This window comes from Amycolatopsis sp. NPDC003676, assembly GCF_053587275.1.
On the sequence record NZ_JBSFNS010000135.1, the window covers coordinates 1 to 19016 of the forward strand.

13 protein-coding genes are annotated in these 19016 nt (G+C 70.8%); 5 read left to right on the plus strand and 8 right to left on the minus strand.

Going from position 1 to position 19016, the window contains the following annotated elements; genetic code table 11:
• Positions 1-112: 112 nt before the first annotated feature.
• On the minus strand, positions 113-4321 hold the full coding sequence (locus tag ACWDNU_RS40085; RefSeq protein WP_449672688.1) for an AAA family ATPase: 4209 nt from the start codon (positions 4319-4321) through the stop codon (positions 113-115).
• 119 nt (positions 4322-4440) lie between these two features.
• Positions 4441-6489, minus strand: coding sequence for an acyltransferase family protein (locus tag ACWDNU_RS40090; RefSeq protein WP_449672689.1), 2049 nt, complete (start codon positions 6487-6489; stop codon positions 4441-4443).
• 157 nt (positions 6490-6646) lie between these two features.
• Here ACWDNU_RS40090 and ACWDNU_RS40095 point away from each other — a divergent pair, with 157 nt between their 5' ends.
• Positions 6647-7165: an amino-acid N-acetyltransferase gene (locus tag ACWDNU_RS40095; protein WP_370935904.1), complete on the plus strand. Its 519-nt coding sequence runs from the start codon at positions 6647-6649 to the stop codon at positions 7163-7165.
• A gap of 4 nt (positions 7166-7169) precedes the next feature.
• Here the strand turns inward: ACWDNU_RS40095 and ACWDNU_RS40100 are convergent, their stop codons facing one another.
• A complete protein-coding gene (locus ACWDNU_RS40100) occupies positions 7170-7577 on the minus strand; it encodes a hypothetical protein (protein WP_370935903.1) in 408 nt (135 codons plus the stop codon).
• 44 nt (positions 7578-7621) lie between these two features.
• Positions 7622-9970, minus strand: a complete 2349-nt coding sequence (locus tag ACWDNU_RS40105) for a DNA translocase FtsK (RefSeq protein ID WP_449672690.1) — start codon at positions 9968-9970, stop codon at positions 7622-7624.
• On the opposite strand from ACWDNU_RS40105, the gene ACWDNU_RS40110 reads away from it, so the two are divergent.
• From ACWDNU_RS40110 to ACWDNU_RS40125, 4 genes are all read left to right on the plus strand, one after another.
• The gene (locus ACWDNU_RS40110) at positions 9960-10193 is read left to right on the plus strand and encodes a hypothetical protein (RefSeq protein ID WP_344284733.1); all 234 of its coding nucleotides are present in this window, start codon (positions 9960-9962) and stop codon (positions 10191-10193) included. The genes ACWDNU_RS40105 and ACWDNU_RS40110 overlap by 11 nt on opposite strands.
• 326 nt (positions 10194-10519) lie before the next feature.
• Positions 10520-11329 (plus strand): lysophospholipid acyltransferase family protein, encoded by an 810-nt coding sequence (locus tag ACWDNU_RS40115; RefSeq protein ID WP_344284727.1) that lies wholly within the window; start codon positions 10520-10522, stop codon positions 11327-11329.
• Positions 11330-11376: 47 nt separating this feature from the next.
• Positions 11377-11991, plus strand: coding sequence for an NAD(P)H:quinone oxidoreductase (gene wrbA / locus ACWDNU_RS40120; RefSeq protein ID WP_449672691.1), 615 nt, complete (start codon positions 11377-11379; stop codon positions 11989-11991).
• Positions 11992-12032: 41 nt separating this feature from the next.
• Positions 12033-12977: an EamA family transporter gene (locus tag ACWDNU_RS40125; protein WP_449672692.1), complete on the plus strand. Its 945-nt coding sequence runs from the start codon at positions 12033-12035 to the stop codon at positions 12975-12977.
• 222 nt (positions 12978-13199) lie between these two features.
• Here the strand turns inward: ACWDNU_RS40125 and ACWDNU_RS40130 are convergent, their stop codons facing one another.
• The 4 genes from ACWDNU_RS40130 to ACWDNU_RS40145 form a co-directional block, all read right to left on the minus strand.
• On the minus strand, positions 13200-14897 hold the full coding sequence (locus ACWDNU_RS40130; RefSeq protein ID WP_449672693.1) for a ribonuclease J: 1698 nt from the start codon (positions 14895-14897) through the stop codon (positions 13200-13202).
• Positions 14894-15907, minus strand: coding sequence for a 4-hydroxy-tetrahydrodipicolinate synthase (dapA, locus tag ACWDNU_RS40135; RefSeq protein ID WP_344284715.1), 1014 nt, complete (start codon positions 15905-15907; stop codon positions 14894-14896). The genes ACWDNU_RS40130 and dapA overlap by 4 nt, the downstream gene beginning before the upstream one ends.
• 112 nt (positions 15908-16019) lie before the next feature.
• The gene (locus ACWDNU_RS40140) at positions 16020-17522 is read right to left on the minus strand and encodes a serine/threonine-protein kinase (RefSeq protein ID WP_449672694.1); all 1503 of its coding nucleotides are present in this window, start codon (positions 17520-17522) and stop codon (positions 16020-16022) included.
• Between the two features lie 84 nt (positions 17523-17606).
• A complete protein-coding gene (locus tag ACWDNU_RS40145; protein ID WP_449672695.1) occupies positions 17607-18848 on the minus strand; it encodes an Nramp family divalent metal transporter in 1242 nt (413 codons plus the stop codon).
• Positions 18849-19016 lie beyond the last annotated feature (168 nt).

Here is a 19016-nt window from a genome sequence, read left to right on the forward strand (position 1 = left end):
TCGCCCAGCGCGGTGACCCGGTCTCCTCCGGCCGGGTCTCGCCGGGGCTGTCGGCGGGGCTTCCAGTACGTGAGGGGAACCCTGAGGGAATCTGATTCCCTCAGGGTTCCCCTCACGTACCTGCGGACACGTCCGGGACCGTCAGCAGAGTCAGCTCGGCGTCGTCCAGGGCCTCCAGGTCGACGTCCGGGCCGGCCAGCCGCATCGCCTGCGCCCGGATCGCGCGTTCGAGCAGGCCGCGGGCCGAACGGCCGTTCGCGAAACCGGCGCCGCGGTCGAGCCCGGCCATGAATCCGGGCAGCGCTTCTACGAGCCCGGCGTCGAGGCGGTAGCCCTGTTTGCCCGCCATGGCGGTGAAAATCTCGGCCAGCTGGGCGTTGTCGTAGTCGGCGAAATGCACTGTGGCGCCGAAGCGGGACCGCAGGCCCGCGTTGGCGTCGAGGAAGCGGTCCATGTCCGCCGGGTAGCCCGCGGCGATCACGATCAGGTCCTCGCGGTGGTTCTCCATCTGCACGAGCAGTTCGGCGACCGCCTCGCCGCCGAAGTCGGTGCCGTTCGAGTAGGTCTGGACCAGGTTGTAGGCCTCGTCGATGAACAGCAGTCCGCCGATCGCCCGCTCGCACACCTCGCGGGTTTTCGGCGCGGTCTGGCCGATGTACTCGCCCACCAGGTCCGGCCGCGCGACCTCGACGAGGTGCCCGGACGGCAGCACGCCCAGCTCGCGGTACAGCTGCCCCATCAGGCGCGCGACGGTCGTCTTCGCCGTGCCCGGGTTGCCGGTGAACACCAGGTGCCTGCTGCGCGCCCCGACCGGCAGCCCGGCCTTGCGGCGGCGCGCGTCCAGCCGCGTTTCCGCCACCAGGGCGCGGACCTGCGACTTCACCTCGTCCAGGCCGATCATCCCGTCGAGTTCGGCCAGCAGGTCGTCCAGTCCCCGGCGCGGTCCGGCGTCGTCGCTGACCGCGACCCCGGCTTCGCCCGGCAGGTCCGCGGCGACCAGGACGGCCAGCTGATCCGACGGCGTGTCTGGTGCGGCGGCGAGGCGGCTGGACTGTCCGCTGATCGCGGCTTCCAGCAGGCCGCGCGCGGACCGGCCGTTCGCGAACCCGCGGCCGCGCGGAATGCGGCGGATCGCCTCGGGCAGCGCGGCTGAGAGGTCGGCGGACAGTTCGTAGCCCTGGCTCTTCGCCATCACCGTGAAAATCCCGGCGAGTTCGTCGTTGGAGTAGTCCGGGAACTCGATCCGGCCGGAGAACCGCGACCGCAGCCCCGGGTTGGACTCGAGGAACTCGTCCATCTGCTTGGGATAGCCCGCGACGAAGACCACCAGGTCCTCGCGGTGGTTTTCCATCTGCACCAGCAGTTCGGTGACAGCTTCCTTGCCGTAGTCGTCGTTGTCGTCGCGCACCAGGTTGTACGCCTCGTCGATGAACAGCACGCCGCCCGCGGCCCGCTCGCACACCTCTCGCGTCTTCGGCGCGGTCTGGCCGGTGAATTCGGCGACGAGGTCCCCACGGCCGACTTCGACCAGGTGACCGGAGGGAAGCACGCCCAGCTCCCGGTAAATCTGCCCGACCAGCCGCGACACGGTCGTCTTGGCCGTGCCCGGGTTGCCAGTGAAAAGCAGGTGGCGACTGCGGACGGCGACCTTCATGCCCGCGTCGCGGCGCCGCGCGTCCACGGCCATTTCGTCCACCATGGACCGCACGCGCTGCTTCACCGAGTCGAGCCCGATCATCGCGTCCAGTTCGGCCAGCAGCTCCGGGAGACTGCGCCGCGGCCCGGAGTCGTCCACCGCACCTACTCCGGATTCGCCGGGCTGCGGCAGGTCAGCGGCGACGAGCGTGACCAGGTCCGCGCCGCCGTCGGTGGTCAGCCGGGTCGACTGCTTGCCGATCGCCGCTTCCAGCAGCACGCGCGCGGACCGGCCGTTCGCGAACCCGCGGCCGCGCGGGATCCGCCGGACCGCCTCGGGCAGCGCCGCGAGCAGGTCCGCGGACAGCTCGTAGCCCTGGCCCTTCGCCATCGCGCGGAAGATCTGCGCGAGCTCGTCGTTGGAGTAGTCCGGGAATTCGATGGTGCCGGCGAACCGCGAGCGCAGGCCGGAGTTGGACTCCAGGAACGCGTCCATCTCCTTGGGGTAACCGGCCGCGAAGACCACCAGGTCCTCGCGGTGGTTTTCCATCTGCACCAACAATTCCGCGACGGCTTCCCGGCCGAAGTCGTCGTCCTTGTCGTTCACGAGGTTGTAGGCCTCGTCGAGGAACAGCACGCCGCCGACGGCCCGCTGAACCGCCGCACGGGTCTTCAGCGACGTCTGGCCCACGTACTCCCCGACCAGGTCGGTGCGGGTCACCTCGACGACGTGGCCCTTGGGCAGCGCGCCGAGCGCTTGGTAGATCTTGCCGAGCAGCCGGGCGACAGTCGTCTTGGCCGTGCCCGGATTCCCGGTCAGCAGCAGGTGCCGGCTGCGCACGGCGACCTTCATGCCCGCTTCCCGGCGGCGCGCGTCGATCGTCATCTCCGACGTCAGCGAGCGGACCCGCTCCTTGACCGCGGCGAGGCCGATCATCCCGTCCAGCTCGGCGAGCAGCTCCTCGATCGAGGATCCGCCGCGCTGGCCCGCCGCGGCCACGAGCGGCTCGATGTCCGGGTGGCCGATCTCGATCCGGGTGCCCGGCATCGCTCCCCGGCTGATCGCCTGCCGCGAGGCGGCGTCCAGCAAGGCCTCCACCGTGCGCGCGCTGGGTTCGTTCGCCAGCGCGGCGAGGCGGTCGCGCACGTCGGCGGGCAGGCCGAACGAGCGCTCCCGGGCGAGAACGTCGAGCAGCGCGGCGGCCGCGCCGGGCCGGTCGAACCGGGGCAGCCGGTACTGCAGCATGTTCTGCACCAGGTCAGGAGCCTCGGTGCTGAGCTGTTCGAGCACCTTCTCGGTGCCGTCCAGGATGATCAGGCGGCAGCTGTCCTGGTCGCGCGCGTAATTGCGCAGCATGCGGATCGTGGCGGCGAGGTCCTTCTCGAAGAGCGCGTCGACCCGCTCAGCGAGCAGCAGCGCGGAGCCGCCGTTCTCGATGTCGTTGATCGTCGCGGGCACCGAGCGCTCGACCGGGTCGTCGGCGTACTCGGCGAGCAGGGCGGCGCAGTCGAAGAACTCGGCGGTGTCGAATCCGACCTCCGCCTCGGTCAGCGACGCCTTCAGCGCCCGGGTGAAGCGGCGCTGGCCGGTGTTCGCCTCCCCCACCAGCAGGATGAACGGGTTCGGCTGCTTGGTGCCCGCCGTCATCCGGGCCGCTTCGCGCTTCTCCCACTCGGCGTAGGCCTTCTGCCACTCCTCATAGGCCTTTTCGTAGCGGGACTGCTCTTTGCGCTGCCACATCCGGTTGCCCGCGGCCAGCAGGTCCAGCGTGACCGACCGGCTGTGCCGCGCCATGTCGCCGAGCACGTTGTTGCCGGAACCGTCCGAACCCGGCCGTTCCGGTTCGGGCGGCGGGGGTTCGCCGGGGCCGTTCGCGGTGCCGTGCCGGGTGGCGTCAGCCCAGGCGACGACCCGGGTGGCGCGCGTGACGAACTCCGCCATCGACTCGGTTCCGGCGACGAACATCCCGGCCTGGCCCAGGTTCTCCACCCGGATCTGCGGCGGGGCTGGGGTCGGCGGGGCGCTCGCGGGGACCGGCGGCGCGACGGCTGGCGGCGGTCCTGAAGGTGCAGGAGCGGCGGGCGGGGGTCCCGAAGGCGCGGGCGGAGATGGCTGCGCCGGGACTTGACCGGACCACGGGGCTCCCTGCGGTGCGGGCGGGAACCCGGGCTGCGGCGGGCGGTAGCCCTGCGGCGGCGAAGGCGGGCCGTTGTAGCCGCCCGGGTTCCCTTGCGGCGCAGGCGGTCCCGCGTAACCGCCGGGATTGCCCTGCGGTCCGGGATAACCGCCGGGGTTGCCCTGCGGTCCTGGATAACCGCCCGGATTTCCTTGCGGTCCGGGGAATCCGCCCGGGGTGCTCTGCGGACCGGGGTACGGCGGCCGGGGTCCGTTGCCAGGGCCGGGGTAGCCCTGCTGGCCGCCTGGGTACTGCTGCGGCGCGCCGTATCCGCCCGGGACGGGCTGGCCGGGAGCGCCCGGCGGCGGGTTGAGCCGGGCGGCCGCGCGGTAGCCGGGGTCCGCGGGCGGCTGCGTGTACTGCCAGTTCCCGTCCGGCAGCCGCCGCTGCCACGCCTGGCCGGGGACGAGCAGCCATCCGACACCGTCCGGGCCGGTCAGCGCGGCCGTCCGGCCCGCCGCCGCCTCGGACTGTGCGGCCTGGAATGCGTCCCACCCTGCGCGCGTCAAAAAAACCAGCTCCCCCTCAGGTGCCCGTGCGGCAAGCCCGCCGCCGCCCCATTGTGCCGAACCCGGGACGCTCCGCGACGGCTAGTCGCCGAAGTCGCCCGTTCGCCCCTCGCGCGCGGTCACCACTGCAGGGCTTGTTTGAGCTGTTTGACCGCGATCGGCGCGAGTGTCGTGTTGAACGTCGCGGACGGGTGGTTGTCGTCCATGTAGACCAGCACGTTCCCGACGACCGCGCGGCAGCGCTTCTGGTCGCAGTAGTAGTCGGTGAAGTCCAGGAACGACACGTTGTCCGGGATGTCCTGGACCCGCTCCCACGACGGAGCCGGGGCCACCGCGGCGGGCCGCGGCACCGAGCACGACGCGTCGGTCGGGCTCTTCTGCGCGACGCAGCTGGCCATGTTGAACGCGTAGCGCGGGTTGTCGCGGACGGCGACGACCGGGATGTTCGCGTCGTTCAACGCGGACCAGACGTCGACGAAGCCCTTCGGCGTCGACTCGTTCGGCCCCGGCTTGGCGTTGACCGTGCCGAGCATGACGACCGCGTCCGGGCGCGTGTCGAGCAGTTCGTCGGTGGCGGCCTTGTTCCACTCGATGCAGTTCTTGTCGCCGGGCATCAGCTCGGAGCCCGACGAGTACGGGCACGCGCCCTTCAGCATGGTCGAGACCTGCCAGCCGTCGGAGACGACCGCGGGCCGGAAGGCGGCGAGGTACTGCTGGATGTGCGAATCGCCGACGAGCACGATCCGCTTGGTCGGCGGCCCTTCCGGGCCCTCCGTGCAGATCTCCAGCTCCTTGTTGCGCGGCGACTTCGAGCACTGGTCCGGCGCGATGCGGGCCCAGTCGTCGGCGAGCTTCACCGTGGGCGGCACGATCGCCGGCGACGGCGTGCCGCGGTAGACGAAGCCCGGCGCGTGCGCGACCGCGCCGGGGTGGTCCGGGTCGCCGATGGCGATCTCGTAGTTCGCCCGCGCGCTGCTCACGCCCTGCCAGACGCCGCTCGCGACGAGCACCGGGGCCAGCGCGAGCACGCCGAACCGGTAGGAGCCCCAGTGCTTCGCGGTGCCGATCTTCGACAGCCGGATCGGGTTCTCGATCAGGTGGTAGGTCAGGATCGAGAGCAGGAACGACACGCCGACCACGAACGTGCCGCCGAGCAGGCCGACCGCCACCCGGTCGCGGATGATCAGGTAGAAGACCAGCACCGGCCAGTGCCACAGGTACAGCGAGAAGCTGAGATTGCCGACGTAGCCGAGGAATTTCGAGCTGAGCCAGCGGTCCGCGCCGAGCACGCTGCCGGTCTGCCCGGCCACCAGCACCAGGCCCGCCGAAACGGTCGGCCACAGCGCGATCCAGCCGGGGAACACGCTGTCGACGTCGAGCAGGACGCCGCACAGCACCAGCCCCGCGACGCCGATCCAGCCGAGCACGATGCGCAACAGGCGTGGCAGCGTGACCTGGTCGAGGAACATCGCCATCAGGCCGCCGAGCGCGAACTCCCACACGCGGGTCAGGCCGTGGAAGTAGGCCAGCGGCTGGTCGGCCGCGGTGAGGTACACCGAGTACGCCAGCGAAGCCGCGAACAGGACGATCAGCAGCAGGTTCACTGTGCCGCGCAGCGACCAGCCGAGGCGGCGCACGAGCAGGCCGAGCCCGACGAACAGCAGCGGCCACACCAGGTAGAACTGGCCCTGGATGGACAGCGACCAGAAGTGCTGCACGAGGCTCGCGCTGTTGTGCTGGGCGAAGTAGTCCACCGAATCCGCCGCGAGCTGCCAGTTCTCGTAGAACAGCGCCGACGCGACGACCTCGCGGATGGTCTGGAACCAGCGGTCCTGGGGCAGCAGCAGCTGCGACACGACCACGACGGTCAGCAGGACGGTCATGGCGGCCGGGAAGAGCCGCTTGATCATCCGGCCCCAGGTGGCGCGCAGTTCGATCCGGCCGCGCAGCAGCGCCCGGTAGAGCTGGCCGGTGATCAGGAACCCGGAGACGAGGAAGAACACGTCGACGCCGCCGGAGATCCGGTCGAACCACACGTGGTAGACCACGACCAGCACCGAGGCCAGCGCCCGCACGCCCTGCAGCTCAGGCCGGAACCGGGCCTGCGCGCTCGGCCCGGCGGGAGGATGGCCGGATCGTTCCGGGGCGGCCACAGTGCTGCCGGACATGCAGGTTCCTCCCGAGGGCCGGTAGCCGGCCAGCGCCCGCCGCTACTGGTCATGTGCGGTCACTAGCTATACGTGACGACTCGTAGCGTCACGCATCCGGGGTCCCCCGATGGAGCCGCTCGGCACACCCGGTCCTCGCGGTAGTTATCTTGACCGGGTGCCCGATTCCCGCCCTCCGTCCGTCCGCCGCGCGCGGATCGCCGACGTCCGCAAGATCAAGGCCCTCGTCGACTCCGACGCGGGCCGCGTGCTCCTCGAGAAGGATCTGGTCACGCTCTACGAGGCGGTGCAGGAGTTCTGGGTCGCGACCGACGAAGAGAACGGCACCGAGGACGTGCTGGGCGCCGCCGCGCTGCACGTGCTGTGGGAGGACATCGGCGAACTGCGCACCGTGGTGGTCGACAAGGCGGCGCGCGGCCGCGGGATCGGCCGCGCGCTGGTCGGCAGGCTCGTCGAAGAGGCCCGCGAACTGGGCCTGAAGCGGCTGTTCGTGCTGACGTTCGAGACGTCTTTCTTCGCCGGCCACGGGTTCGTTGAGATCGACGGGGCACCGGTGTCGCACGAGGTGTACGCGGAGATGCGGCGCTCCCTTGACCCGGGTGTGGCGGAGTTCCTCGACCTGCCCTACGTCAAGCCGAACACCCTGGGGAACTCGCGCATGCTGCTCGAGTTCTGAACCCTCACGAGAACCGGACGAGAATCCGGCCGCCCGACCCGTCCACCGCCTCGAGCTTCACCGTCGTGCCCGCGAACGACGTCGCGTCCGGACCCTGGCGCCCGGTGTGCAACTGGACGGACGTGTGCTCCCCGCGACCCGGCTCGGTCAGGACCAGCGCCACGACCGCCTCCCCCGCCACGAAGCACTGCCTGCCCGGACGGCAGCGCGAATCCGAGACCAGCTGGCGGTAGCGCACCGTCAGGTCCCGGCCGGCGACCTGCACCTCCTGGCCGGGCGTGAGCGCCACGTTCCCGCCCAGCTCGGCGGCAGGCGGTCGCGACGGTGTCTGCGCGACGGCGACCGTGCCGCCCGCGCACCCGGCCAGCGCGGCGGCCGTCCCGATACCCAGTGCGAGCTTCTTGAGGTCCATGCGCAGTGGACGAGCCGGACGGGCCGCCAGGTTGCACGGGCGGCTCAGAAGTCTTCGTCCTCGCCGCCGGCGGGCGCCCCGCCCGCGTCGGAACCGCCGCGGATCATGAACAGCACCGACTCCAGTTCCTCCGGCTTGATCAGCACGTCGCGGGCCTTCGAGCCCTCCGACGGGCCGACGATGCCGCGGCTTTCCAGCAGGTCCATCAGCCGTCCGGCTTTGGCGAACCCGACGCGGAGCTTGCGCTGCAGCATCGAGGTGGACCCGAACTGCGACGTGACGATCAGCTCGGCGGCCTGGAGCAGGACGTCGAGGTCGTCGCCGATGTCCGGGTCGATTTCCTTCTTCTCGCCCGCCTTGGCACTGGTGACGCCCTCGTTGTAGTCCGGCTGCGCCTGTTCCTTGGCGAAGTTGACGACCGCGGCGATTTCCTCGTCGCCGACGAACGCGCCCTGGATGCGGACCGGTTTCCCGGCGCCCATCGGCAGGTAGAGCGCGTCGCCCATGCCGATCAGCTTCTCCGCACCCGGCTGGTCGAGGATGACCCGCGAGTCGGTGAGCGATGAAGTGGCGAACGCGAGCCGCGAGGGCACGTTCGTCTTGATCAGGCCGGTGACGACGTCGACCGACGGCCGCTGCGTCGCGAGCACCAGGTGGATGCCCGCGGCACGGGCCTTCTGGGTGATCCGGACGATCGCGTCCTCGACGTCGCGCGGGGCGGTCATCATCAGGTCGGCGAGCTCGTCGACGATCGCCATGATGTACGGGTACGGCTGGTACTCGCGTTCGCTGCCCGGCGGCGCGGTGATGTCGCCGGAACGGACCTTGGAGTTGAAGTCGTCGATGTGACGGACCCGGTTGGCCTGCATGTCCTGGTAGCGCTGCTCCATCTCCTCGACGAGCCAGGCCAGCGCGGCGGCGGCCTTCTTCGGCTGCGTGATGATGGGCGTGATCAGGTGCGGGATGCCCTCGTACGGCGTCAGCTCGACCATCTTCGGGTCGATCAGGATCATCCGGCATTCGGCGGGCGTCGAGCGGGCCAGCAGCGACACCAGCATGGAGTTCACGAAGCTCGACTTACCGGAACCGGTGGAACCGGCGACCAGCAAGTGCGGCATCTTCGTGAGGTTCGCGGTGACGAACTCGCCCTCGATGTCCTTGCCGAGCCCGATCAGCATCGGGTGGTTGTCCTTGACCGTGGTCGGGGCGCGCAGCACGTCGCCGAGGCGCACCATCTCGCGGTCGGAGTTGGGCACCTCGATGCCGACCGCGGACTTGCCCGGGATCGGCGCGAGGAGGCGGACGTTGTCGGTGGCCACCGCGTAGGCGATGTTCTTGGTCAGCGCGGTGATCTTCTCGACCTTCACGCCCGGGCCGAGCTCGACCTCGTACCGGGTGACCGTCGGGCCGCGGGTGAAGCCGGTGACCTGCGCGTCGACGTTGAACTGGTCGAGGACGCCGGTGATCGCCTCGATCATCTGGTCGTTGGCCTTGCTGCGGGACTTCGGCGCGTCGCCGAGCTTCAGCAGGTCCGGCGGCGGAAGCGCGTAGTCGCCCTCGACGGTGCGGGTGACCGACAGCGCGGGTTCCGGAGCCTTCTTCTGCTTCTTCTCCGGCACCTCGGCGGGCGGCGCGACCGGCTTCGGCGGCCGGATCGGCGTGGCGGGTTCGGCGAGCGCGGCGTCGATGTCGAGCTGCTCGCCGTCCTTGTCGGCGCTGGCCTGGCGCCGCCGCGACGGCTTCCGCAGCCGGACGGACTTCGGGTCGGCCTCGGGTTCGGGTTCGGGTTCGGGCTCTTCGTCGTGCTGGCTGCCCTCGTACTCGGCCAGCTCCTCCTCGTCGAGCCCCCAGGTGCGCAAGCGGTGCGGGATGTCGCGGACCGGCGTGCCGGTGAACACGAGCACGCCGAACAGCAGCGCCAGAATCAGCAGCGGCACCGCGACCCAGGTGGTGACGCCCTTGGTCAGCAGCCCGCCGGAAAACGCGCCGAGGATGCCGCCCGCGTACATGCGGCCGTCGTTGGTGTCCGGGAGCGCGGTGAAGATGTGCAGCATCCCAAGCACGGACAGCACGACCAGCACCGTGCCGATGACCATCCGCGGCCGGGTCTCCGGTTGCGGCTCGGACCGCATCAACGCGACCGCGACCACAAGCAGCACCAGCGGCAGCGTCACCGCCCCCGCGCCGAGCACCGTCCGGGTAGCGACCTCGACACCCGCACCGATCGGCCCGGCCGCCCGCCACCAAACCCCGACCGCGGCGACGATGGCCAGCGCGATCAGCCCGAGAGCAAGCCCGTCGCGACGGTGTTCCGCTTCGAGCTCCCGCGTGCGCCCGACGGTCCGGGCGAGCGAGCCGATCCCCTTCGCGGCGAGGTTCCAGGTGCTGCGCACTCCGCGCCCGAACGCGCCGTTCTTGCGCCGGGGGGCTGGGCGCCGGGCGCTGGACGTCCGCGGCCGGGAGCTGCTCCTGCCCCTGGCCGAGCCTTTGGACGACCTGCTCGAGGCAGCCGTCCGAGACTTCGCCGGAGTACGCGAACTACGCGCCGGTGCCTTCCCGCCGCTTCCCGCCGTGCTCCGCTTCCTCGTCGCCGACCCAGCCATGCCTCCACGGTAACGGGCGAGGACCGATAGTCACATGTGCCACTCGCAGCGCACCCGAAACAATCGTCTCCGGATCACAGTGGATCTTGTGGAAGCATCGTCGTTGCCCCTCGCCGTTCCCTTGGAAGCCGAGGTCCCGGCCGGCAACGGATTCTTGAACAACGGCCTCGGCTGGGAGTGGAACTACTGACCACCGCTCCAAGCAAGCTCCAGCGGTCAAGCACCTCCAGCGGCCAGAGACGTCCTGAGCAGCCACGACAGCCTCCCGAGCCCCTCTCGGCCCCGCCTCATCGAGAACCGCGTTGTCCCAGGTGGATTCACCCGTGAAATGCTTTGCCCATGTTCGCGCTGCAACAGGACGAGGCTCCGCGCCGGGCCCCCGCGATCTGGCGGACGATGCTCAACATCGACCGGGGGCTGGTGAACCTCGTCGGGCGGCTCACCGTGACCGGCTCGGTGCCGCGGGAACTCCGGGGCAAACCGCTGCTCATGACGGCCAATCACATCGGCGTGTTCGACGCCTTCGTGCTCATGGCGGCCTGCAAGCGGATCGGCATCAACCCCCGCTTCATGCTCGCCGGCGGGATTCTCGACGCTCCGGTCATCGGTCCGGCGCTCAAAGTCAGCGGGCATCTGCGCGTGGACCGGGCGAAGGCGGCGACGGCGATCGGGCAGTTCGCGGAGGCGGCGGAGGCGTTGCGGACTACGCGCGAGCCGATCGTCGTCTATCCGGAAGGGCGGATCAGCCACGACCCGGGGCTGTGGCCGGAGCGCGGCAAGACGGGGGCGGCCCGGCTCGCGCTCGCGGCGGGCGTGCCGGTGATTCCGATCAGCCAGTGGGGCGCGCACGAGGCCGTGTACTGGGGCACGGAGACCGTCAACGGGCCCGCTGATCTGCTGCCGCTGGCGAAATCCGGGTTGAGCGCGCCGTTGCGGCGGCCTCGGTTCAAGGTGCATTTCGGGACGCCGGTGGACCTCTCCGACGTCGAGCCGGAGCGGCCGGGCGCGGGCGTTCGCGCGCACGCCAAGATCATGCAGGCCATCACCGACGGCCTGGTTCCGTTGCGCCGCCACGAACCCATCCGTCCGCGTTTCTACGATCCGACCCGGCCGACCGACACGGTCAGCCCCTGGAAGCCGCAGCGCTGAGTCCGGATCGTGGGACACACCAGCCAACCCGGCTAGGGTCGCGAGGTGTGAGCACCCGCATTCTGGTCGTCTACTACAGCGCTACCGGCAACACCGCCGCCCTGGCTGACGCGCTCGCCGAAGGGGCGGGCGAAACCGGGGCGGAGGTACGCGTTCGCACCGTGCCCGAGACCGCGCCGCCGGAAGCGATCGCGAGCAATCGGCGGTGGCAGGCCTGGGTTGACGCCGGGCCGCATCATGAGCTCGCCACGTTGGCCGATCTCGAGTGGGCGGACGGGCTCGCGCTCGGCAGCCCGACCCGGTTCGGTGGGCCCGCCGCGCAGCTGAAGTCCTTTGTGGACACCACGGGCGGCCTGTGGGCGCAAGGGAAACTGGCCGACAAGGTGGCGACGTCGTTCACCTCGGCGTCCACCGCGCACGGCGGTCTCGAAGCGACCGTGCTGGCAATCAACAACATCTTCTACCACTGGGGCGCGATCGTCGTCCCGCTCGGCTACGCCGACCCGCACCTGATGGAGTCCGGCAACCCGTACGGCGGCTCGTTCGTCTCGCGCAAATCCGCGGCACCGGACGACACCGCGCTGCGGGCACTGCGGATTCAGGGGCGACGGCTGGCAACGATCACGACACACGTCGCGACGGGCCTGAAAACCGGGGAATAACTCAGTTTCGCTCGCTCGTTCCGCTCCGTAGTGTCCCGCGCGTGACCACCGAACTCCCTGTCCTCGAACGACCCCGGGTGATCCACCGGGGCCGCGGCCTCTCGCTCGTGCTGCTCGCCGCGGTCTTCTTCAGCACGTCCGGAACGCTCGCCAAACCGGTGATGGAAGCGGGCATGACGCCGGAACAGGTGGCGGTGCTGCGGATCGGGACGGCGGGAGTCCTGCTGCTGATCGGCACCGCGCTCTTCGCCCCGCACACGCTGCGGGTCCGGCGCGGGGAATGGCCGATGCTGCTGGCGTACGGCGCGCTCGGCGTGGCCGGGACGCAGCTGCTGTATTTCATTGCCGCGGAACGGATTCCGGTCGGGATCGCGATCCTGCTGGAGTTCCTGTCGCCGGTGCTGATCGCGTTGTGGGTACGCGTGGTGCGGCGTAAGCGGCTGCCACGCATGCTGTGGTTCGGGATGACGGTGGCGCTGATCGGGCTGGCGCTGGTCGCGCAGGTCTGGCAAGGGCTGCGGCTCGACGCGATCGGCGTGCTGGCGGGTACCGGCGCGGCGCTCTGTTCGGCCGGGTACTTCCTGCTCGGCGAACGCGCGGTCGCCGACCGCGAACCGCTCGGGCTGGTCACCTGGGGCATGGTGATCGGCGGCTTGCTCGTGAGCGTCACCGCTCCGCCGTGGACGCTGCCGTTGAGCATGGCGAACCAGACCGTCCCGTTCGGACCGTGGACGCCGCCGCTGTGGCTGCTGCTGATCTGCCTCGTGGTGCTGTCGACGGCGATCCCTTACGTCGCGGGGATCTCCGCGCTGCGCCACCTGCCCGCCTCGGTGGCGAGCGTCGTCGGGCTGCTCGAACCCGTCGCGGCGGCGGCGTTCGCGTGGGCGTTGCTCGGCGAAGCGCTCGCCTGGCCGCAAGCGGTCGGCGCCGCGCTGCTGCTCGGCGGCGCGTACCTGGTCCAACGACAGACCGCCGCGGTGGCCTGACTACTCCCTCGGGCGGAGACGGGAACCAACCTCGGGCGGGATGTGTCCTACCTGCGGGCCCGCCACACTGGAGCGAGCCGCACGAGACACCTGGGGGTTCTCATGGACAACCGACCGAGCAGGGCCGAACAGCGCAGAGCGCGCAACGCGCTCGCCCGCCAGGCAGCGATCGTCATGATGGCGTTGCTGCTGGCGGGCGCGCGCCGCTGAATCAGAGCCGGCTCAGACCGGGATGACCGTCGGCACGATCATCGGCCGCCTGCGGTAGGTGTCGGCGACCCACCGGCCGACGACCCGGCGCACCGCCTGCGCGATGCGATGGGTGTCGGTGATGCCCTCGGCTTCCGTCCGCGCCAGCTCCATCTCCACGAGCGGCACGACGGCGTCGAGGGCCTTCGGGTCGTCGGAGAAGCCGCGGCCGGAGATCGTCGGGCTGCTCATCGCGCGGCCGGTGTTCGAATCGACCGCCATGGTGATCGCGATGAACCCGCCCTCGCCGAGCACGAGCCGGTCGGACAGCGTCGACTCGCCGACGTCGCCGACGGACAGGCCGTCCACGTACACGTGCCCGACCTCGACGCGGCCGGTGCGCGAGGCCTTGCCGTCGACCAGGTCCACGACCACGCCGTCCTCGGCGATCACCACGTTGTCCGGCGCGACGCCGGTGCGGATCGCGAGCTCTCCGTTGGCGCGCAAGTGTTTCCACTCGCCGTGCACCGGCATCACGTTGCTCGGCCGGACCGCGTTGTACAGGTAGAGCAGCTCGCCCGCGGACGCGTGGCCGGACACGTGCACCTTCGCGTTGCCCTGGTGCACGACGTTCGCGCCGAGCCGGGTCAGTCCGTTGACGACGCCGAACACCGCGGTCTCGTTGCCCGGGATCATCGAGCTGGCCAGCACGACGGTGTCGCCCGCGCGGATCGAGATCTGCCGGTGCTCGCCGCGCGCCATCCGCGACAGCGCGGACAGCGGCTCGCCTTGGGAACCCGTCGACACGAACAGCACCTTGCTTTCGGGCAGGTTGCTGGCCTGGTCCAGGTCCACGAGCAGGCCGTCCGGGACGTTCAGGAGGCCCAGCTCGGCCGCGATGCCCATGTTCCGGACCATCGACCGGCCCACGAACGCCACGCGGCGGCCGTGCCGGGCAGCCGCGTCCAGCACCTGCTGCACGCGGTGCACGTGGCTGGCGAAGCAGGCGACGATCACGCGCTGGTCGACCTTGCGGATCACGTCGTCGACCACCGGGCCGATGTCGCGCTCGGGCATGACGAACCCGGGCACCTCGGCGTTGGTCGAGTCGACGCAGAACAGGTCCACGCCCTCGTCGCCGAGGCGCGAGAAGCCCGCGAGGTCGGTGAGCCGCCCGTCGAGCGGCAGCTGGTCGAGCTTGATGTCGCCGGTGTGCAGCACGACGCCGGCCGGCGTGCGGATGGCGACCGCGAGCGCGTCCGGGATCGAGTGGTTCACCGCGAAGAACTCGAGGTCGAACGCGCCGACCTTGCGCCGCTCCCCCTCGCGGACCTCGATCAGCTTCGGCCGCTGGCGGTGCTCCTTGGCTTTGGCCGCGAGCAGCGCGTTGGTGAACCGCGAACCGTAGATCGGCACGTCCGGGCGCAGCCGGAGCAGGAACGGGACGGCGCCGATGTGGTCCTCGTGCCCGTGGGTGAGCACGAGGCCGTCGATGTCGTCGAGCCGGTCCTCGATCGCGCGGAAGTCCGGCAGGATCAGGTCGACGCCGGGCTGGTCGTCCTCGGGGAAGAGGACGCCGCAGTCGACGATCAGGAGCCTGCCGTCGAATTCGAAGACGGTCATGTTGCGCCCGACCTCGCCGATGCCGCCGAGCGCGACGACGCGCAGGGCTCCCTCGGGAAGTGCGGGCGGGAGGTGCGTCGGGCCGGGTCCGGCGGGAAGTGAGGTCACCGGGGCATTGTCCCAACGCTGGTGTGCGAGGTGGGGGCGGTGTAGGCCGCCTGCGAATCTGCTTGTGCCACCCGTGCACCATGCCAGTCCGAGGCCGCGCTGTCCTCCAGCGGCACGCCGCCCTGGGCGAGATCGGCCGCGATCTGCTCGAGCTGGTCGTCGAACGGGGCCACGATCGGCAGGCGAGGGTCGCCGATGTCGAACCCGCGCAGGCGCAGCGAAGCCTTGCTGAACGCGACGCCGCCGACGCGCGACATCGCCCGCAGCACCGGCAGCATCGCGCGGTGGTTCGTGCGCGCGGTGGACGTGTCGCCCGCCTCGTAGGCCTCGATCATCGCGCGGATCCGGCCCGCCACGACGTGCCCGATCACGCTGACCACGCCGACCGCGCCGACCGACAGCCACGGCAGGTTCAGGCCGTCGTCGCCGGAGTAGTAGGCGAGGTGGGTGTTCGCGATGACCTCGGAGCCGGCGATCAGGTCGCCCTTCGCGTCCTTCACCGCGACGATGCGCGGGTTCTCGGCCAGCCGCTGCAGCGTGTCGACCTCGATGGGCACGATCGAGCGCGGCGGGATGTCGTAGAGCATGACCGGCAGCTCGGTGGCGTCCGCGACCGTGGTGAAGTGCGCGAACAGCCCGGCCTGGCTCGGCCGCGAGTAGTACGGCGTGACCACGAGCAGGCCGTGCGCGCCCGCTTCGGCGGCGGCCTGGGCCTGCTCGATGCTGTGCGCGGTGTTGTTGGTGCCCGCCCCCGCGACGACGGTCGCGCGGTCGCCGACCGCCTCGACGACGGCGCGGATCAGCGCGGCCTTCTCCTGGTCGGTCGTGGTCGGGCTCTCGCCGGTGGTGCCGTTGACGACGAGGCCGTCGTTGCCGAGGTCCACAAGGTACTCGGCCAGTTCCTGGGCCCGCTTCACGTCCAGCGCCCCGGCTCGGTCGAAGGGGGTCGCCATCGCGGTGAGCACGCGGCCGAACGGACGTCCGGGCGCGGCGGCAGGTGAGGTGGACATGGCCACGACGGTACCTCCTCAGGCCGCCGAACCCGGCCTCGACCTGGTGTGCCACCGGGAACTTCGGAGAATTTCCGCCGCCGCGCCGCTTCGCGCGGAACTTCTCGCGCGGCTACTTGACCTTGGCGGTGATCTGCGCCGGGATCTGGTCGTTGCTGGTGCGCGACAGGACACAGTAGATCTTGCGGTTCGGGCCGCTGCTGCTGTCGTTGTCCGGCTGGACCTGCCACGCCTGCTGGGTCGGCACGATCGCCCGGTACGACAAGCCCGCGCGCTGCTGCGGCGGCACCACCGCGGAGTGGAACGCGGCCGCGCAACGCGCCTCGGCGGCCCGGCTGATGTCCTCCAGGCCGGGATACGGGGCCACGACCGCGTCGCTGTCGCTCCAGCTCTCCAGCGGCAGCGGGTCGGCGACGTCGTAGACCTCGAGCGTGTGGTTCTTCTTGCAGTCGACGTTGTTGTCCGAGCTGATCACCACGCCCGGCTGGACCACGGCGTTGTAGCAGATCTGGTACGAGGAGATCTGGGTCTTGAGGTAGCCGTCCGGGCCGTAGCTGACGGTGTCGGCCTGCTGCGCGTCCTTCTTCGGCGACCACACCGGCTTGCCGAGGAAGAACCCGCCGGCCAGCGCCGCGACCACCAGCACCGCGATCGCGCCCGCCCACAGGCCGCGGCGGCTCTTGCCCTCCGGCTTCGCGGCCATCCGGGTCGGCTGCCCGCCCACCCGGGTTTCCTGCTGCGGCATCACGGCGGTCGCCGGACGCTGCGTCGGACCGGTGGCGTGCGCGAGCTGCGCCCGGGCCTGCGTCGCGGTGAGCCGGGCTTCCGGGTTCGCCACCAGGAGGCCGAGGATGACCGCGCCGAGCGGGCCCTGCACGCGGGTCAGGTACGGCACTTCGGTCATGATCGCGTGCAGCGTCGCGGCCGTGGTGGGCCGTTCGAACGCGACGATGCCCTCGACCGCGAAGTACAGCGTCGCGCCGAGCGACCACAGGTCCGATTCGGCCATCGCCTCGCGGCCCTCGACCCGCTCCGGGGCCATGAACGCGGGCGAGCCGACGATCATCCCGCTCGTGGTGAGCCGCGGGTCGTCGATGGCGTGCGCGATGCCGAAGTCGGTGAGCTTCACCCGGCCGTCCGGCGCGACCATGATGTTGGCCGGTTTGACGTCGCGGTGCACGATCCCGGCGGCGTGCGCGGCCTGCAGCGCGGACAGCACCCGCTCCCCGATCATCGCCGCCTGTTGTTCGGGCATCGGGCCGTGCGTGCGCACCAGATCGGCGAGGGTGGGCGCTTCGACCAGCTCCATCACGATCCAGGTGGTGCCCTGGTCGGTGACCACGTCGTACACCGTCACGACGGCGGGGTCGTTGAGCCGCCCGCCTGCCCGCACTTCGCGCAGGATCCGCTCGGAAAACACCGCGGCGCCTTCAGCTTCGGGCAGCCGCAGCTCTTTAATCGCGACCTGCCGTCCGATCACCTGGTCCTGCGCGCGCCACACGATGCCCATGCCGCCGCGGCCCAGTTCGCCGAGCAGCAGGTAGCGGCCGGCCACCACGCGGCCGGCGGGGGCCGTGCGGTTCGGGTCGTGCGGGCGGGTCTGTTCGTCGGTCACGGGGTCGGGCTCCTCGGTCGGCTTCGCGCAGATGCTAGTCGGACCGTCCGGCGGCCCTGCCGGTTCCGTCCGGTTAGGACTGGCTCAGCCGCCGAAGGTGAGCACGATCAGCACGACGTTGAGCAGGATGATCACCGCGGCGACGACCGAGGCGAGCACCGTGGTGGTCCGGCGGTTGGCGTCCGCGCCCATGAGCCCGCGGTCGGCGGTGAGCCGGATCAGCGGCACGAGCGCGAACGGGATGCCGAACGACAGCACCACCTGCGACACCACCAGCGCCGCGCTCGGATCGGCGCCCAGCGCCAGCACGACAATCGCCGGAGTGAGCGTGACGAGCCGGCGCACCACGATCGGGATCCTCTTGCGCAGCAAGCCTTGCATGATCATCGCGCCCGCGTACGCACCCACTGACGTCGACGCCAGTCCGGAAGCGAGCAACCCGATCGCGAACAGCAGCGCGACGCCCGGTCCGAGCGCGGCGGCGACTGCCCCGTGCGCGCCTTCGATGGTGTCGACGCCTTGCTGGCCTTGGAGATTCGTCGCCGCGACGAGCAGCATGCCGAGGTTCACCGCGCCGGCGAGCAGCATCGCGAACCCGACGTCGTACCGGGTCGCCCGCAGCAGCCGCCTGCGCCGCTCGGGTGCGGGTTTGCCGTGCCGGTCGCGGACGAGTCCGGAGTGGAGGTACACCGCGTGCGGCATCACCGTCGCGCCGAGCATCGCGGCCGCGATCAGGACGCTGTCGCCGCCGCTGAACCGCGGCACCAGGCCGTGCGCGATCCCGGCGGCCGACGGCGGTTCGATGAACAGGCTCGCCAGGAACCCGACCGCGATCACCACCAGCAGGCCGGTCACGACGCGTTCGAACGGCCGCTGGCCGCCGCGGTCCTGGACCGCGAGCAGCACCAGCGACACCAGGCCGGTGATCAGCCCGCCCGCAACGAGCGGGAGTCCGAAAAGGAGGTTGAGCGCGATCGCGCCGCCGACGACCTCGGCCAGGTCGGTGGCGATCGCGACGATCTCGGCCTGCGCCCAGTACGCGAGCCGCGCCCGGCTGGACAGCCGGTCGCGCAGCGCTTCGGGCAGCGACTGGCCGGTGACGAGACCGAGCTTCGCCGACAGGTACTGCACCAGCACGGCCATCAGGTTCGCCGCGACGATCACCCAGACCAGCAGGTAGCCGTAGCGCGCGCCGGCGCTGACGTTGGCCGCGACATTGCCCGGGTCGACGTACGCGATCGCGGCGACAAAGGCAGGCCCGAGCAGCGCCCAACCGGCCCTCAGCCGGGCCACGCCGCGCGGACGTGCCGCTTCCGCCACCGCCATGTACGCCCACTCCCTGATATCGGTCGCCCCAACTCAAAGTTTAGGCATGCCGAACTTTGCCGGGCAAGGGTGTGCTGCGCCACGCCGACTTGTCGCCACGTGACTGGCTTGCGGAGGTCGTGAGGGGAACCCTGAGGTTAAATTATTTACAAAGTGTTTGGCTAAAGA